The organism is Parabacteroides chongii (assembly GCF_029581355.1).
GTDB lineage: Bacteria > Bacteroidota > Bacteroidia > Bacteroidales > Tannerellaceae > Parabacteroides > Parabacteroides chongii.
In genome coordinates this window covers 5,769,776-5,784,044 of sequence record NZ_CP120849.1, presented here as the reverse complement: position 1 = coordinate 5,784,044, position 14,269 = coordinate 5,769,776, and the positions used below count along the sequence as shown (strand labels likewise).

The window sequence follows — 14,269 nt, the reverse complement described above, 5'->3', positions numbered from 1 at the left end:
ATCTTTTTTCTTTTAAATATATAATCTGTGGTTATCTGCTCGATCTGTGTCATCTGTGTGCCATCTAGAGACGTATAGACAAACATATTGTCAGAAGTTCATCGAGGCATAAATACCGAAATGCTTGTCACCGGCAAGCGGACTGAGTGTCAGGTTATGCTTTTGGGCGAACGGACGGGTAAAGATATAGGCACTGCCGATACCCATAGCGGCTCCGGCTGCCACGTCCCACCAGTCATGTTTCTTGGCATACGTACGGCTCCAACCTACATAGGTAGCTACGGCATATGCCGGGATACCCCATTTCCAACCATATCTGCGTTGGATAAAGGCTGCTCCGGTAAAAGATACCGAGGTGTGCATGGAAGGGAAGGAGTGATTGTCGCTGCCGTCCGGACGTTCTTTCTTGATCAGATACTTCAGGGCATACGTCATTCCGACGGTACTTACACCAGCCAGTGCTCCTTGCTTCAATCCTTGCCAGTCCTGTAAGATCAATACCGTCGCCAGGCTGGCTGCCGGAGTCAGGCAGGCAAGTACGTCGCCCGAGGTGCGGACGGCTTTCCGGCTGCCGCTTAACTTGACTTCTTGTGCATGTCCGTTGAAACAGGCGATAAAGGCCAGGAGGAAGATAAAGAGATAGGTTGTACGTTTCATATATTTATTGTTAGTGCAAATATAGAAACGGAAGTTACCAAAACTTATTGTTTTCAGCACTGTATTCAAAGCCGGCAATAGCCAGTTTATGTACAAGCATATCCTTGTCTACATCCATCTTACTGCATAATTCATCGAGTGATGCATATCGGTCGCGTAGCTTCATGTTGATTACGCTAAAGAGCATCGTCGGGTCTTCGGGAAGTTTCATTGTTTTCATCATTTAAATTAAATAACTGTGATATATACTATTTTGTTCAAAACGGGCGGTTTTAATATAAAGCGATCAGTTTAGGGAAAAAGATGATTCCGCCTACGATTGCGGCGGCAATAGCTATGATCAATACGGCTCCCGCCGCCAGGTCTTTGGTTCGTTTAATGGCTTCACTGTATTCCGGTGAAACGAAGTCCGCTATCGCTTCCAGTGCCGAGTTGACTGCCTCGGCAGCCAGTACCGCACCGATTACGATCACAACAGCGATCCACTCCATCTCTGACAGTCCCAGCAAAATACCAGCGACAACCACACAAACAGCAGCAAAACAATGTATCCAGGCATTATGTTCCCGGGTAATCAATAAACGTATCCCATTGAAAGCATACCGGAAACTCCGTAACCGTTTGCGGAAAGTAAAACCGTCGTTTTTCATCTGTTTATCCTGTTCTCTTTTTCTTTATCAATAATGGCTTCAATCTGAGGAATAAGAACCGGTATAATATTTTTAGCAACATCCCAAACAATGAGATAATTAACGCCCATATAATCATGAATTAACTTATCTCTCATACCTGCCATTTGTTTCCATGAAATGTCATTCCATTCATATTTTACATCAGCCGGAATTTTCTTAGTCGCTTCACCTATGATTTCCAGGCTACGGGTAACAGCTCTTTTTAATGTTTCATCCGATAAGAACTGGTACATAGGCAAACTATCCGTTACAACAGATGTGACGTAGCAACATTCTTGAAGTATATGCTGTAAATAAACGATATGTGATTTAGACATATTCTACTTCATTGAGGATTTGTTTGCCAATGAAAGGGCTGAGACCTTTTAATGTGACTATATCCAGTTTATGTTTATGAAAGAAATTTTCCAGGATATCACATACTGAAATATAGTTTTGATAGGTTTCTTTTCCTTCCTGGAAATCTATCAAAATATCAATATCGCTATTCTTTTTGTTCTCACCGCGTATAGTGGAACCAAAAAGGCCGATCTTGCTTACCCCGTATTGGGACGAGAGCGTCTCTTTTAAGAATGCGAGCTTTTTTAGTACTATATCCCTTTTCATACGAACATGTTTACTGATACAAAGGAAATAATAATTCTTTATCTCTGCAAATTAGTATGATCTAAAATTAAGCCTCTATATTATCCTCATCCTCCGTCAACGGTCCCAATTCAGGAATGATCGCACGAGCTTCGCGGTCGCTCAGTGTATCGACATCTTTCAGCTTTCGCTGGATAGCGCGGGTACGGGTACCGAGTACTTCTTCTATCTGGCCGCTGGCCGTTTGCAGGTTCTTTTGTGCTTTTTCCAGCATGCCGCCCACCTTTTCGAACTCCTTTTTTACGGCACCGAGAATGGTCCATACTTCTCCCGAATGTTTTTGGATAGCCAGTGTGCGGAAACCCATTTGCAAACTGTTCAGGATGGCGGCAAGCGTAGTAGGCCCCGTTACAACCACTTTGTAAGTACGCTGTAACTCTTCCATTAAAGCAGAACGGCGTACCACTTCGGCATAAATACCTTCGAACGGCAGGAACATGATACCGAAATCAGTCGTCGCAGGCGGAGCCAGGTATTTGTCGGAAATATCTTTAGCCATCTTCTTGATCGTCGTTTCCAGTAACTTCCCGGCAGCCTCGATCGCTTGCGGATCGGCATTGTCGTAGGCATCCAGCAACTGTTCGTAGATATCTTTCGGGAATTTGGCATCTATCGGAAGATAAACGTATTCGCGTATATCATCCCGTCCCGGCAGCTTGACGGCAAATTCGACGACAGTATCCGAACCTTTACGGGTATGAACATTGGCCTCATATTGTTCCGGAGCCAGTATCTGTTCCAGCAACATACTCAGTTGTATCTCTCCGATATTCCCCCGTGTCTTGACATTGCTCAATACCCGTTTCAGGCCGCCTACATCCTGTGCCAGTGTCTGCATTTCCCCGAGTCCTTTCTGTACACTCTCCAGTTGTTCGGTGACCAGGCGGAACGACTGACCGATCCGGTCGTTTAATGTTTTTTGTAATTTCTCGTCTACCGTAACACGGATCTCCTCCAAACGTTTTTCGGTGTTCGTAACCAACATGCGCTGCTGTTCGTCCAGGTTGGCGAACTTTTCCCGTTGCAGGTTGTTAAAGGAAGCGATCCCCCGGTCGAAAGCTTCCCGAAATTCGTTCATGGAACGGGTCAGCTCTTCCCGGTTATCGCGGGCAACGATGCGGCCTTCTTCGCGGTTCAGGCGGAAGTCCTCCCGGAAGTTTTTTTCAATGCGTTCGAAAGAACGCTGCATTTCATCCAGCAGGCGTTTCAATTCGTTTTGTGTATCGGTATTGTCCTTTTTAGGACGGAATAAGATCTGTAAAACAATGATGATAAGTAATGTACAAATAATCAACCAATCCATGTCATTCAATTTTGCGTCAAAGATAGAAAAACTGTTCTCTGAACAAGTGATTAAAAAGAGTTAAAATGAAAAACATTATTCTTTAACTTTTGTTTTAGTCATACAAAGCCGCTTATATTTGTGAGCCGCTTTTAACGTAAAACATAAAATACTACAAAGATGGCAAAAATAACATTTAAAGGTAACTTGGAAGTAAATACCAACGGTACATTACCGGCAGTTGGAGCAGAGGCTCCGGATTTCAAAGGAGTAAAAAGTGATCTATCGGAATTATCCCTCAAAGAATTGAAAGGTAAGAATGTTGTAATTAACGTATTTCCCAGTTTGGACACTGCTGTGTGCGCCGCTTCGGTGAGACGTTTCAACAAAGAAGCCGCTTCTTTACCCAACACTGTGGTACTTGCCGTATCAAAAGATTTACCTTTTGCACATGGACGCTTCTGTACGACGGAAGGCATCGATAAAGTGATCACACTTTCTGCATTCCGGTGTTCATGTTTTGAAGATAAGTACGGGATGCTGATGGTTGACGGTCCGCTGAAAGGTCTATTGGCCCGTGGCGTGATAGTTGTCAACGAAGCAGGTAAAGTGGTTTATGAGGAACTCGTTTCCGAAATTACCAACGAACCGAATTACGAAGCCGCAATCGCTTCGCTAAAAAACTAATTAAGTAGATTATTGTTTTTCATTGGTTAAAGTTAAGGGTTAGTGTAGAAGGCTGTCGGATGTGAATCCCGCAGCCTTCGTTTTTTAAAGAGTTTGATAATTCGGATTTTATTCGTATACTTGCAGCAAATTAATCATCTTTTATGTGTTCAATAACTTCTAAATTTGGTTTCGTTTACTTTGTGTAACGGCAGATAAGAGCCTTCTTATCTTTTGAACCTTCATTTTTTACTTCCGGAGAGGCTTCGGGAAGTACATTTCTATACATATTTTATTTTAATTAAAAGAAGTTATGAATAACTGGAAAAAAGTATTCGCTATTATATGGACCGGGCAGTTCTTCTCTATCCTGACCAGTTCGATCGTCAATTTTGCAATCATCTTATGGCTTAGTTTCGAAACTAAATCGGCTGAAGTACTCGCTTTTGCAGCCATTGCCGCCATGCTTCCGCAGTCGGTACTCGGATTGTTTACCGGTATATTTATCGACCGCTGGAAGAGGAAGCGGGTCATGATCATGGCGGATAGCTTCATTGCTTTCTGTACGCTGATCCTTGCCTTCCTGTTCTATCTGGATGTGGCGAAGCTCGGACATGTGTATATCCTACTGGCTTTGCGTTCGGTTGGATCGGCATTTCATATGCCGGCGATGCAGGCTTCCGTACCTTTACTGGCTCCTAAATCGGAACTGATCCGTATAGCCGGGATCAATCAGATCATTCAGTCGGCCTGTAATATTGCCGGACCTGCTCTGGCAGCACTTTTTATTTCCTTTATGGAGATGACGAATATATTGCTGTTGGATGTGATCGGGGCGGCATTGGCTTGTACTTCGCTTCTGTTTGTAAAGATTCCCGATCCGGAGAATGAAGTGAGAAGTCAAAAGGTACAATTATTGAAGGAAGCCAAAGAAGCCTATACGGAGGTGCGTGCGCAAAATGGATTGTCGTGGTTGTTTGTCCTGTCTATCCTGGCTACTTTCTTTATTATGCCGGTCGGTGTGTTGTTCCCTTTGATGACACTGAATCACTATTCGGGGAATGCTTATCAGATCAGTCTGGTAGAAGCGGCCTGGGGAATCGGCGCCTTGTTAGGCGGTGCTTTTCTGGGGATCAAGAAGTTTAGGTTGAATGAGATATCACTGATCAACTGGATGTATATTTTGTTAGGGATCACATTCCTGTTATCCGGAGTATTACCTGTTTCGGGTTATCCTTTGTTTGTCGGGTTGACGGCGGTCGGTGGGATATCCGGTTCTCTTTATATGGCATCTTTCACTACAGTGATGCAGACACGCATCAATCCGGTAGTAATGGGGCGGGTGTTCTCATTTTATATGAGTGTCAGTTTGCTTCCTTCAATGATAGGATTGCTGAGTACCGGTTTCCTGGCGGATAATATCGGGATCGGGAATACATTTATAATAGGGGGAGTGTTGGTTGGAATGATTGGACTGGTTTCATTCTTTGTACCATCGATAAGAGAGTTGCGTGAGAGCTTTTGTAAATAAACTTCCCACAAACTATTGTGTATCTCCTTATATTTTATACCTTTAGTCCTTACTTAGTAATATCATCCTGTACACCCTGGCTGACTATCCTGTACACCTTGCCAAGCCACCCTGTACACCCTATTCAATTATCCTGTACAGGGTAGTATTACTAACTAGTGACTAAAGAGATAAAAGGTAGTAACCTTTGATATAACTAGTAGTAATATTAAATCTAAAAGAAAGGGAACCGCATGGCTGTAAGGTACAAACTCACGAAAATCAATGACAATATCACCGACAAAGAGCAGGTGAAGTACTCAGTAACCACCGTAAGTTACGGTAATGTAAATCTCGATGCCCTGGCCAATCAGATGGCCGATATGAGCACCTTCAACTACGGGGAGGTGAAAGGGATGATCGAAAACCTGACCCGTATGATCGCATTTCATCTGAAAGATGGCTACACCGTTACAATAGACGGTTTGGGCACGTTCAGTATCACCGCCCAACCGAACCGGGAGGTGGAAGTTCCTTCCAAGGTACGTGCCGAGTCCATCAAATTGAAAAGTATCAGCTTTAAACCCAGTCCGAAACTAAAAGAAAAGCTGAGCGATATAGAGTTTACGAAGCTGAAATAATCGTTTATACATAAAGTTTTGGGAATTTATCTGTCATCTGCCACTATCGGTGGTAGATGGTTGAAGGATAATTTGTTAGGTGTGGCAGATGATGAGGTGTTATCTGCAACGACATCTGTCATCTGTCACACGCCACAAATATAATAAATGGTATTTATGAAAGTAACACAGATGAAAGGTGATGGTAAGTCGCTGAAAAATATAGAGTTGGATGCAGTAATGGCAACGATGGCCAATGAAGAGTACAACAGAGAAATAGTATTGTTGAGAGAGTCGCTGAAAAGTATAATGCCTGGGTGCAAAAATGTGCATGCCGATAAGATTCCTGTCCTACTGTTTGCTGCTAAATTTAGAAAAAAAGATAATGAGCTGTATTTCAGTTTGTATAATGGTGTCGTGTTGGTGCAGGTCAATAACCTGGCAGATCGTAGGGAAGTGGAAAAAATAAAGAATTTAGCTTCGGAAGCTCCGCAGACACTGGCGGCTTTTGCCGGATCGAGTGGCAAAAGTGTGAAAATACTGGTTCCGTTTACCCTGCCGGATGGTTCTTTGCCACAAACGAAAGAGTTGGCAGAATTGTTTCATGCGGCAGCCTGCCGGCGTGCGGTGAATTATTACCGTGGCCAGTTGCAATGTGATATCCTGTTTGAAAATCCGTCTTTGGAGCAAGGGTGCAGGTTCTCGTATGATCCGGAACTTTATTATAATCCTTCGGCTATCCCATTGACATTGGAGCAACCGATGCAATTGTCTTCTGAAATTACTTACAGGGAGTCGGTTGAGAAAAATGAAGACCCGTTACTGCGATTGATGCCCGGTTATGAGCGTAGCCATATTATTTCCCGTTTGTATAATGCCTGTGTACAGGATGCGTTGGACAAGACCGGAGGGCTGGACGAAGGGAGGGAGGTAAGGCCTTTTCTGATCCGGTTGGCTGAAAACTGTTTCCATTCGGGTATTCCGGAAGAAGATGCTGTCCGCTGGACGATGATATACCAGGATCTGAAGTTTTTTGAGGAGGAAATAAGGGAAACGATACATACGGCTTATCAATTATCCAGGAATTTCGGGAAGAAGTTTACTGTACCCCAGGAGCAATTGATGGCTGTTAAAACGGATGAGTTTATGAAGCGGCGTTATGAATTCCGGCGTAATATGCTGACCGGGGAGGTCGAGTTTCGTGCCCGCGGATCTTATTATATTCAGTTTGCTCCGATAACAGATACCGTATTGAATAGTATCGGGCTGAATGCACAGGCCGAAGGGTTGGCATTGTGGGACAGGGATGTGAAACGATATGTTTATTCGGATCGCGCACCGGTCTTTCACCCATTGGATGACTTTCTGGATCATTTGCCTGTCTGGGACGGAAAGGATCATATTCGTGCTTTGGCAGATACATTGCCGACTGCTAATCCGGATTGGCGCGATCTGTTTTATATTTGGTTTCTGAGTATGGTTATGCATTGGCGCAGGCGCGAGCATCTGCATGCGAACAGTTCGTTGCCATTGCTGGTAGGACCGCAGGGATGCGGCAAGTCTACTTGGTGCCGGAATTTGTTGCCTCCTTCCCTGCGTCTATATTATACCGATAGTATTGATTTCGGGAACAAGCGAAATGCGGAGTTGATGTTAAGTCGTTTTGCCCTGATTAATATCGACGAGTTCGACTCGGTCAGTTCCGCTTATCAAAGTTTTTTGAAGCATGTCCTTCAAAAGCCGGTAGTCAATGCCCGTCAGCCTTATAAGCGGAGTGTCGATGCGCTGCATCGCTATGCTTCTTTCATTGCGACCTGCAATAATTACGATTTATTGTCCGACCCGACCGGAAGCCGCCGTTTTATTTGTATTGAAATAACAGGTACGATCGATCATTCGTTTACGGTAAATTACGAGCAATTGTATGCACAGGCATCAGCCGCTTTGGCTTCCGGCGAGCGTTACTGGTTTACTTCCGAAGAAGAGTTTTCGACGACAAAGAATAATGAGGCTTTTCAGCAAATGCCTGTTGAAGAACAATTGCTTTTGCAATATTTCCGTCCCGCTTTGCCGGATGAAGATTATGAATGTTTATCTCCGATTGAAATAGTCCTTTATCTGCAAAAGATGAGCGGTGTGAAGTTGGGAAATAAACGGTTGTCTTATTTCGGTCGCTTGTTGCAGAAAAACAAGTATCCTTCCCGGCGTACCCGACGCGGTACTTGCTATTCTGTCGTAAAAATAAAGTAAAGGGGTGACAGGTGGCAGATGCGGTTGCAGATAAATCGTTGAGTCTGCAACCGTAAATTCGCTGTTCAATAGTGTGTTATGTGTATTTGTTGCAGATGGCAGATGAAATAAGTGAAACATTTGTATGAAAGCTGTTCGGCATTGTTGTTGCAGATGATACAAATCTGATAAAATGCAAACAAATCTGTATCTTTGCATGTCGATATAAGGATGTAATATGAATAAAAAGATACTTCAACTGGCAATTCCCTCTATTGTCTCAAATATAACCGTTCCTCTATTGGGACTGATCGATGTCGCCATTGTGGGACACTTGGGATCGGCTTCCTATATCGGAGCGATCGCAGTGGGAGGGATGCTGTTTAATATAATCTATTGGTTGTTTGGTTTCCTACGGATGGGGACGAGTGGGATGACTTCGCAGGCTTTTGGTAAACGTGATCTGAACGAGGTGACCCGTGTTTTGTTGAGGGCGGTGGGAGTAGGGCTTTTTATAGCTTTATGCCTGTTACTGCTTCAGTATCCGATTCGGAAAGTCGCTTTTCTTTTGATAGATGCTACTGCTGAGGTTCGCGAGTTGGCTACGGTTTATTTTAGTATCTGTGTATGGGGAGCACCCGCTGTACTAGGGTTGTATGGTTTTGCCGGGTGGTTTATCGGCATGCAGAATTCCCGTTTCCCGATGTTTATAGCGATTACACAAAATATAGTGAATATCGTGGCGAGTCTGGCTTTTGTCTATCTGTTGGATATGAAGATCGAGGGCGTGGCATTGGGTACGCTGATTGCCCAATATGCCGGACTATTTATGGCTTTACTGCTTTGGCTACGTTATTACGGAAGATTGAAAATTCCTTTTCACTGGCGGGAGATCCTGGGTTGGACAGCTATGCATCGTTTCTTTCAGGTAAATAGCGATATCTTTTTCCGTACGTTGTGCCTGGTGGCTGTCACAACCTTTTTCACATCGACAGGGGCGCGGCAGGGGGATGTCGTATTGGCTGTCAATACCTTATTAATGCAGTTATTCACCTTGTTTTCTTATATCATGGATGGCTTTGCCTATGCCGGAGAAGCGATGACAGGGCGTTATGTCGGTGCACAGAACCGGAATGGATTACAAAGGATGATCCGGCTATTATTCCGTTGGGGCTGGGGGTTATCATTATCCTTTACAATTCTGTATATGATAGGCGGTCAAGGCTTTCTGGGCTTATTGACCAACGACACGACAGTCATAGAGGCTGCCGGAACTTATTATTACTGGGTGCTGGCTATCCCATTGGCTGGTTTTGCCGCTTTCCTTTGGGATGGCATCCTGATCGGGGCTACGGCTACCCGCCTGATGCTTTATTCGATGCTGGTCGCTTCAGGTACATTCTTCGTTGTCTATTATCTGTTTTACGGAATAATGGGAAACCATGCATTATGGATGGCATTTCTGATTTATTTATCGTTACGAGGAATTATGCAATGGATATTGTGGCATCGCCGCTCTTTTGCCTCTATCTGAATATGCTATAAGGCAGGCCTATTTGAATAAGGCAGGCTTATTTGAATAGGGCAGGCCCTGTACGGGCGGTTCGCGAACCGCCCCTACCGTCGCCCCATCCCCCCTTTCATCTCCTATATTTATCCCTATCCCACCTCTCCGGATTCTCCAATATATAATTATATATATTCTGATATGAGTAATCATTGCGGATAATATGTTCATAATAATTGCGATGCCATAATCGTTGGCCTGGTGTGTTATTGATAAGATTAATGTTTTTGGTTGTGATTGTTTTGAATGCGCCGATGATGCGGCCGAGGGGTTTGGTGGGGCGGGAAAGGGCGGTTCGCGAACCGCCCGTACAGGGGGAGGTGATTTTGATGATGGCGTGGAAGTGGTTGGGCATGATGCAATAGATGTTGAAGCGGATGTAGGGGGATTGTTGTTCGATTTGTTGGCAGGCGGATTCGATGATTTGGCCAAATTGGTTTAATATCATTTGGCCGTTGGTGATGTTGCCAAATAGGCATTGCATATTATGCGTGCATACCGTTACGAAATACAGGCCTTCTTGGGAGTAATCGTATCCTTGTAGCCGGATACTATGACGGTGGTGTAATAAAGGATTGTAATTGTTCATAGCTAATACTGTTTGGTTGTTGGGACAAATGTAGAAATAAAAAATCCGGATATCAAACGATACCCGGATTTTCTTTTTTATGGAGATGGTTGTATTACGCTTGTCTGTAATACGCCAGATCTTCGCGGTTGAAGTTGTTGATGAAAGATTCGATCTTGTCAACTTCTGCCTGGCCGTAGTTGATATATACTTCGGCTGAACGGCGGTAACTGTCGTCTTTGTTGGCATCCTGAAGTAACAGGTAACCGAAGACACAATGAGCGGCAGCTTCTACCATACGGCGTGCCTGGAAGTCGATGTATTCGTTGTCTTTGGTTTCTGTAACCGCGGCAACTACTTTTTCGTACTTGTCAGTCATTGCTTTCAGCTTGTTCTTCAGACCTTCCAGTTCCGGTTTGTATTCGATGGCTTCGTATTCACGGATCTGAGCCAGGTAAGTACCTGTGGTGACGTGGCGGATCGCTGCAACCACCTGCAACTGGGTAGTACCTTCGTAGATGTTTGTGATACGGGCATCACGGTAGATACGTTCGCAGGCATAGTCTTTCATGAAACCTGAACCGCCATGGATCTGGATTGCGTCATACGCATTCTGGTTGGCATATTCGGTGGTCATACCTTTACCCATCGGTGTATATGCATCAGCCAGTTTGCTGTATTTCTTCATTTCCTGACGTTCTTCCGGAGTCAGCTTACGTTCTTTGGAGATATCGTCCAACGCCTTGTAAACGTCTACGAAACGAGCTGTTTCGTAAAGCATGGAACGGGAAGCATCCGCTTTGGCACGCATCAGGGCTACCATTTCATATACAGCCGGGAATTCGATGATCGCTTTGCCGAACTGTTTACGTTCCGTTGCATAGGTGTAACCTTCGCGGTAAGCCGCTTCGCTCAAACCTACTGCCTGTGCCATGATACCCAGGCGGGCACCGTTCATCAATGCCATTACATATTTGATCAAACCAAGTTTGCGGTCACCGCAAAGTTCGGCTTTAGCATTCTTGAATACCAATTCGCAAGTAGGAGATCCTTTGATACCCATCTTGTTCTCGATACGGCGAACATTCACACCACCGTTACGTTTGTCGTAGATGAACATGGATAAACCACGACCGTCGCGTGTGCCTTCTTCGGAACGTGCCAGTACCAGGTGAATATCGGCATCACCGTTGGTAATGAAACGTTTTACGCCGTTCAGATACCAGCAATCGTCCTTTTCGCAGTAAGTAGCTTTCAGCATAACAGACTGGAGGTCGGAACCGGCATCCGGTTCGGTCAAGTCCATCGACATCGTTTCTCCGGCACAAACACGCGGGATATAACGCTGACGCTGGTCGTCGTTACCGAATTCATATAGTGTTTCCGCACAGTCCTGCAATCCCCAAAGGTTTTCAAAACCTGCATCGGCACGCGATACCATATCGGCAGCCATGATGTAAGGAACGATCGGGAAGTTCAGGCCGTCGTAACGGCGGGGCATTGCGATACCCATCAGGCCGGCTTTGCGTACGGCATCCAGGTTTTCCTGCGTACCTTTGGCATACGTCACACGTCCGTTGGCAACAGACGGGCCTTCATGGTCTACGCCCTCTGCATTGGGAGCGATGATCTCACCACAGATTTCACCTACAATTTCCAGCACCTTTTCGTAGCTGTCCATTGCATCTTCGAAATCCTGAGGAGCATAGTCAAATTTATCCTTGTCGGCATAGCCGCGTTCTTTCAGCTCGACGATCCGCTGCATCAACGGGTGATGCAGGTGATGTTTCATGCTGGGATTATCTAAATAAAAGTTAGCCATATCTTATTTACTGTTCTGTTTGTAATACTTGATCATCTTCGGGATCACTTCTTCAACCGAACCGTTGATCACATAGTCAGCGATGGTGTTGATCGGAGCGTTCTCGTCGTTGTTGATAGAGATGATAATACCTGCGTCCTGCATACCGGCAATATGCTGGATCTGTCCGGAAATACCGCAGGCGATATAGAGTTTCGGGCGAACGGTCAGACCGGTCTGTCCGATCTGGCGGTCGTGGTCACAGAAACCGGCGTCAACAGCAGCACGGCTGGCACCTACTTCTGCATGAAGTTCTTTAGCTAATTCGAACAGCAGGTTGAAGTTTTCTTTCGACCCTACGCCATAACCTCCGGCAACTACGATAGGAGCACCTTTCAGGTTGTGTTTCGCTTTTTCTACGTGACGGTCGATTACTTTTACTACATAATCAGCATCGGATACATATTTTGCTACGTCGTGTTTTACCACTTCGCCTTTATAATTGGCATCCAGGATCTCTTTCTTCATCACACCTTCGCGAACGGTAGCCATCTGAGGACGGTGTTCCGGGTTGATGATGGTTGCCACGATGTTACCACCGAAAGCTGGACGGATCTGATACAACAAGTTTTCATACGTGATACCTGCCCGTTTATCTTCGTGAGGACCGATCTCCAATGAAGTACAGTCTGCAGTCAGGCCGCTGGTCAGTGCAGAAGATACACGAGGACCCAGGTCACGACCGATAACGGTAGCACCCATCAGGCAGATCTGAGGTTTTTCTTCCTTGAACAGGTTGATCAGGACAGAAGAGTGGGGCAGTGAAGTGTAAGGGAACAGGCCTGGAGCATCGAACACGTGTACTTTGTCGACACCGTAAGGCAGTACCTGGCTTTCTACACCTTCGAGGCCGCTACCGGCAACAACTGCTTCCAGCTGGCAACCTAACTGATTCGCTAACTTACGACCTTTGGTCAGAAGTTCGAGACTTACATCGGCAATGGTTGTGCCTTCAATCTCACAATATACAAATACGTTATTCATAATCTTATCCGATGGTATGGTTAGCTAACAGTTCAACAATCATCTCTTCTATATCCTTATCCGCGCTGGTCAGCGTTTTGCTTTCCTTTGCCTGGAACACGATATTCTGTATAGTCTTTACCTTTGTAGGTGAACCGGACAGACCGCACTGTGTCAGATCTCCGTTTACGTCGTTCACGCTCCATTCCTGGATATTCAGGTACGGACGTTTCTCGTAAAGGTCTGCATACGGCAGTTCGCTCGGAACATCAGGATGGCAGGCAGTCGGTTGAGCTGCTTTTTCCTGTGCACCCATGGCACGTTTGTATTTCTGTACCAGTCGGGCGTTGCGCGGACGGCAGGGAGCTGCCGAGCCGTTTACTGTGATGACGATAGGCAGCGGACCTTCTACGGTTTCCACACCTCCGTCGATATGACGTTTAACGGTGATACGGCGTGCTGCTTCATCCACATTCAGGATTTCTTCAGCGTAAGTGATCTGTGTCAATCCCAGCTTTTCTGCTACCTGGGGACCAACCTGTGCTGTATCTCCGTCGATAGCCTGACGGCCACCGATGATGATGTCATAATCATTAATTTTTTTGATAGCCGTAGCCAAAGCGTATGAAGTAGCCAATGTATCGGCTCCGGCAAAGGCGCGGTCGGTTAACAAAAAGCCGCCGTCTGCTCCGCGGTATAAACCTTCACGGATAATTTCGGCGGCACGTCCCGGGCCCATAGTCAGCAATGTAACAGTTGATCCGGGGTAGGCATCTTTCAGGCGTAGGGCCTGTTCCAATGCGTTCAGGTCTTCCGGGTTAAAGATGGCGGGAAGTGCGGCACGGTTTACCGTTCCGTCTTCTTTCATCGCATCCTTTCCCACGTTGCGTGTGTCCGGAACCTGCTTCGCTAAAACAATAATTCTTAAACTCATATTAAATAGGAATATTAGATTTCTATTGTCTGAAAATTATTCGGTAATTAGTAAAAAATACCGAACTGCAAAAGT

General features: G+C 45.4%; 15 protein-coding genes. 5 read left to right on the top strand and 10 right to left on the bottom strand.

Annotated features, from left to right (window positions below; all coding sequences use genetic code 11):
- Positions 1-90 precede the first annotated feature (90 nt).
- From P3L47_RS22315 to P3L47_RS22290, 6 genes are all read right to left on the bottom strand, one after another.
- Entirely contained in the window at positions 91-657 is a 567-nt protein-coding gene (locus tag P3L47_RS22315; RefSeq protein ID WP_277782172.1) for a phosphatase PAP2 family protein, read from the bottom strand.
- 34 nt (positions 658-691) lie between these two features.
- Positions 692-868 (bottom strand): DUF4250 domain-containing protein, encoded by a 177-nt coding sequence (locus P3L47_RS22310; RefSeq protein ID WP_122363436.1) that lies wholly within the window; start codon positions 866-868, stop codon positions 692-694.
- A gap of 61 nt (positions 869-929) precedes the next feature.
- Positions 930-1,307: a diacylglycerol kinase gene (locus tag P3L47_RS22305; RefSeq protein ID WP_277782171.1), complete on the bottom strand. Its 378-nt coding sequence runs from the start codon at positions 1,305-1,307 to the stop codon at positions 930-932.
- Positions 1,304-1,666, bottom strand: a complete 363-nt coding sequence (locus P3L47_RS22300) for a HepT-like ribonuclease domain-containing protein (protein ID WP_122363331.1) — start codon at positions 1,664-1,666, stop codon at positions 1,304-1,306. The genes P3L47_RS22305 and P3L47_RS22300 overlap by 4 nt, the downstream gene beginning before the upstream one ends.
- Positions 1,659-1,955: a nucleotidyltransferase family protein gene (locus P3L47_RS22295; RefSeq protein WP_122352319.1), complete on the bottom strand. Its 297-nt coding sequence runs from the start codon at positions 1,953-1,955 to the stop codon at positions 1,659-1,661. Before P3L47_RS22295 ends, P3L47_RS22300 begins: the two co-directional genes overlap by 8 nt.
- A 67-nt stretch (positions 1,956-2,022) precedes the next feature.
- On the bottom strand, positions 2,023-3,297 hold the full coding sequence (locus tag P3L47_RS22290; protein ID WP_277782170.1) for a DNA recombination protein RmuC: 1,275 nt from the start codon (positions 3,295-3,297) through the stop codon (positions 2,023-2,025).
- Positions 3,298-3,456: 159 nt separating this feature from the next.
- On the opposite strand from P3L47_RS22290, the gene tpx reads away from it, so the two are divergent.
- From tpx to P3L47_RS22265, 5 genes are all read left to right on the top strand, one after another.
- Positions 3,457-3,963 (top strand): thiol peroxidase, encoded by a 507-nt coding sequence (gene tpx, locus P3L47_RS22285; protein WP_277782169.1) that lies wholly within the window; start codon positions 3,457-3,459, stop codon positions 3,961-3,963.
- 292 nt (positions 3,964-4,255) lie between these two features.
- Positions 4,256-5,473, top strand: coding sequence for an MFS transporter (locus tag P3L47_RS22280; RefSeq protein ID WP_277782168.1), 1,218 nt, complete (start codon positions 4,256-4,258; stop codon positions 5,471-5,473).
- A 233-nt stretch (positions 5,474-5,706) separates the two neighbouring features.
- A complete protein-coding gene (locus P3L47_RS22275) occupies positions 5,707-6,093 on the top strand; it encodes an HU family DNA-binding protein (RefSeq protein ID WP_075558492.1) in 387 nt (128 codons plus the stop codon).
- A gap of 156 nt (positions 6,094-6,249) precedes the next feature.
- A complete protein-coding gene (locus P3L47_RS22270) occupies positions 6,250-8,322 on the top strand; it encodes a BT4734/BF3469 family protein (protein WP_277782167.1) in 2,073 nt (690 codons plus the stop codon).
- 217 nt (positions 8,323-8,539) lie between these two features.
- A complete protein-coding gene (locus P3L47_RS22265) occupies positions 8,540-9,835 on the top strand; it encodes an MATE family efflux transporter (protein ID WP_277782166.1) in 1,296 nt (431 codons plus the stop codon).
- Between the two features lie 106 nt (positions 9,836-9,941).
- Here P3L47_RS22265 and P3L47_RS22260 read toward each other — a convergent pair whose 3' ends face one another.
- The 4 genes from P3L47_RS22260 to P3L47_RS22245 all read right to left on the bottom strand — a co-directional run bounded on the left by P3L47_RS22260 (position 9,942) and on the right by P3L47_RS22245 (position 14,194).
- Positions 9,942-10,457, bottom strand: coding sequence for a transposase (locus P3L47_RS22260; RefSeq protein ID WP_277782165.1), 516 nt, complete (start codon positions 10,455-10,457; stop codon positions 9,942-9,944).
- Between the two features lie 94 nt (positions 10,458-10,551).
- Entirely contained in the window at positions 10,552-12,258 is a 1,707-nt protein-coding gene (locus P3L47_RS22255) for an acyl-CoA dehydrogenase family protein (protein ID WP_183672269.1), read from the bottom strand.
- A gap of 3 nt (positions 12,259-12,261) precedes the next feature.
- Entirely contained in the window at positions 12,262-13,281 is a 1,020-nt protein-coding gene (locus tag P3L47_RS22250) for an electron transfer flavoprotein subunit alpha/FixB family protein (RefSeq protein ID WP_122363315.1), read from the bottom strand.
- A 4-nt stretch (positions 13,282-13,285) separates the two neighbouring features.
- A complete protein-coding gene (locus P3L47_RS22245) occupies positions 13,286-14,194 on the bottom strand; it encodes an electron transfer flavoprotein subunit beta/FixA family protein (RefSeq protein ID WP_075558487.1) in 909 nt (302 codons plus the stop codon).
- Between the last annotated feature and the right edge of the window lie 75 nt (positions 14,195-14,269).

Bases quoted from the DNA above. Each gene is read 5' to 3' on its own strand.
- P3L47_RS22260 (WP_277782165.1), bottom strand. From the start codon at position 10,457: ATGAACAATTACAATCCTTTATTACACCACCGTCATAGTATCCGGCTA.
- P3L47_RS22310 (WP_122363436.1), bottom strand. From the start codon at position 868: ATGAAACTTCCCGAAGACCCGACGATGCTCTTTAGCGTAATCAACATG.
- P3L47_RS22290 (WP_277782170.1), bottom strand. From the start codon at position 3,297: ATGGATTGGTTGATTATTTGTACATTACTTATCATCATTGTTTTACAG.
- P3L47_RS22255 (WP_183672269.1), bottom strand. From the start codon at position 12,258: ATGGCTAACTTTTATTTAGATAATCCCAGCATGAAACATCACCTGCAT.
- P3L47_RS22245 (WP_075558487.1), bottom strand. From the start codon at position 14,194: ATGAGTTTAAGAATTATTGTTTTAGCGAAGCAGGTTCCGGACACACGC.
- P3L47_RS22295 (WP_122352319.1), bottom strand. From the start codon at position 1,955: ATGAAAAGGGATATAGTACTAAAAAAGCTCGCATTCTTAAAAGAGACG.
- P3L47_RS22250 (WP_122363315.1), bottom strand. From the start codon at position 13,281: ATGAATAACGTATTTGTATATTGTGAGATTGAAGGCACAACCATTGCC.
- P3L47_RS22280 (WP_277782168.1), top strand. From the start codon at position 4,256: ATGAATAACTGGAAAAAAGTATTCGCTATTATATGGACCGGGCAGTTC.
- P3L47_RS22265 (WP_277782166.1), top strand. From the start codon at position 8,540: ATGAATAAAAAGATACTTCAACTGGCAATTCCCTCTATTGTCTCAAAT.
- P3L47_RS22300 (WP_122363331.1), bottom strand. From the start codon at position 1,666: ATGTCTAAATCACATATCGTTTATTTACAGCATATACTTCAAGAATGT.
- P3L47_RS22305 (WP_277782171.1), bottom strand. From the start codon at position 1,307: ATGAAAAACGACGGTTTTACTTTCCGCAAACGGTTACGGAGTTTCCGG.
- P3L47_RS22275 (WP_075558492.1), top strand. From the start codon at position 5,707: ATGGCTGTAAGGTACAAACTCACGAAAATCAATGACAATATCACCGAC.
- P3L47_RS22315 (WP_277782172.1), bottom strand. From the start codon at position 657: ATGAAACGTACAACCTATCTCTTTATCTTCCTCCTGGCCTTTATCGCC.
- P3L47_RS22270 (WP_277782167.1), top strand. From the start codon at position 6,250: ATGAAAGTAACACAGATGAAAGGTGATGGTAAGTCGCTGAAAAATATA.
- tpx (WP_277782169.1), top strand. From the start codon at position 3,457: ATGGCAAAAATAACATTTAAAGGTAACTTGGAAGTAAATACCAACGGT.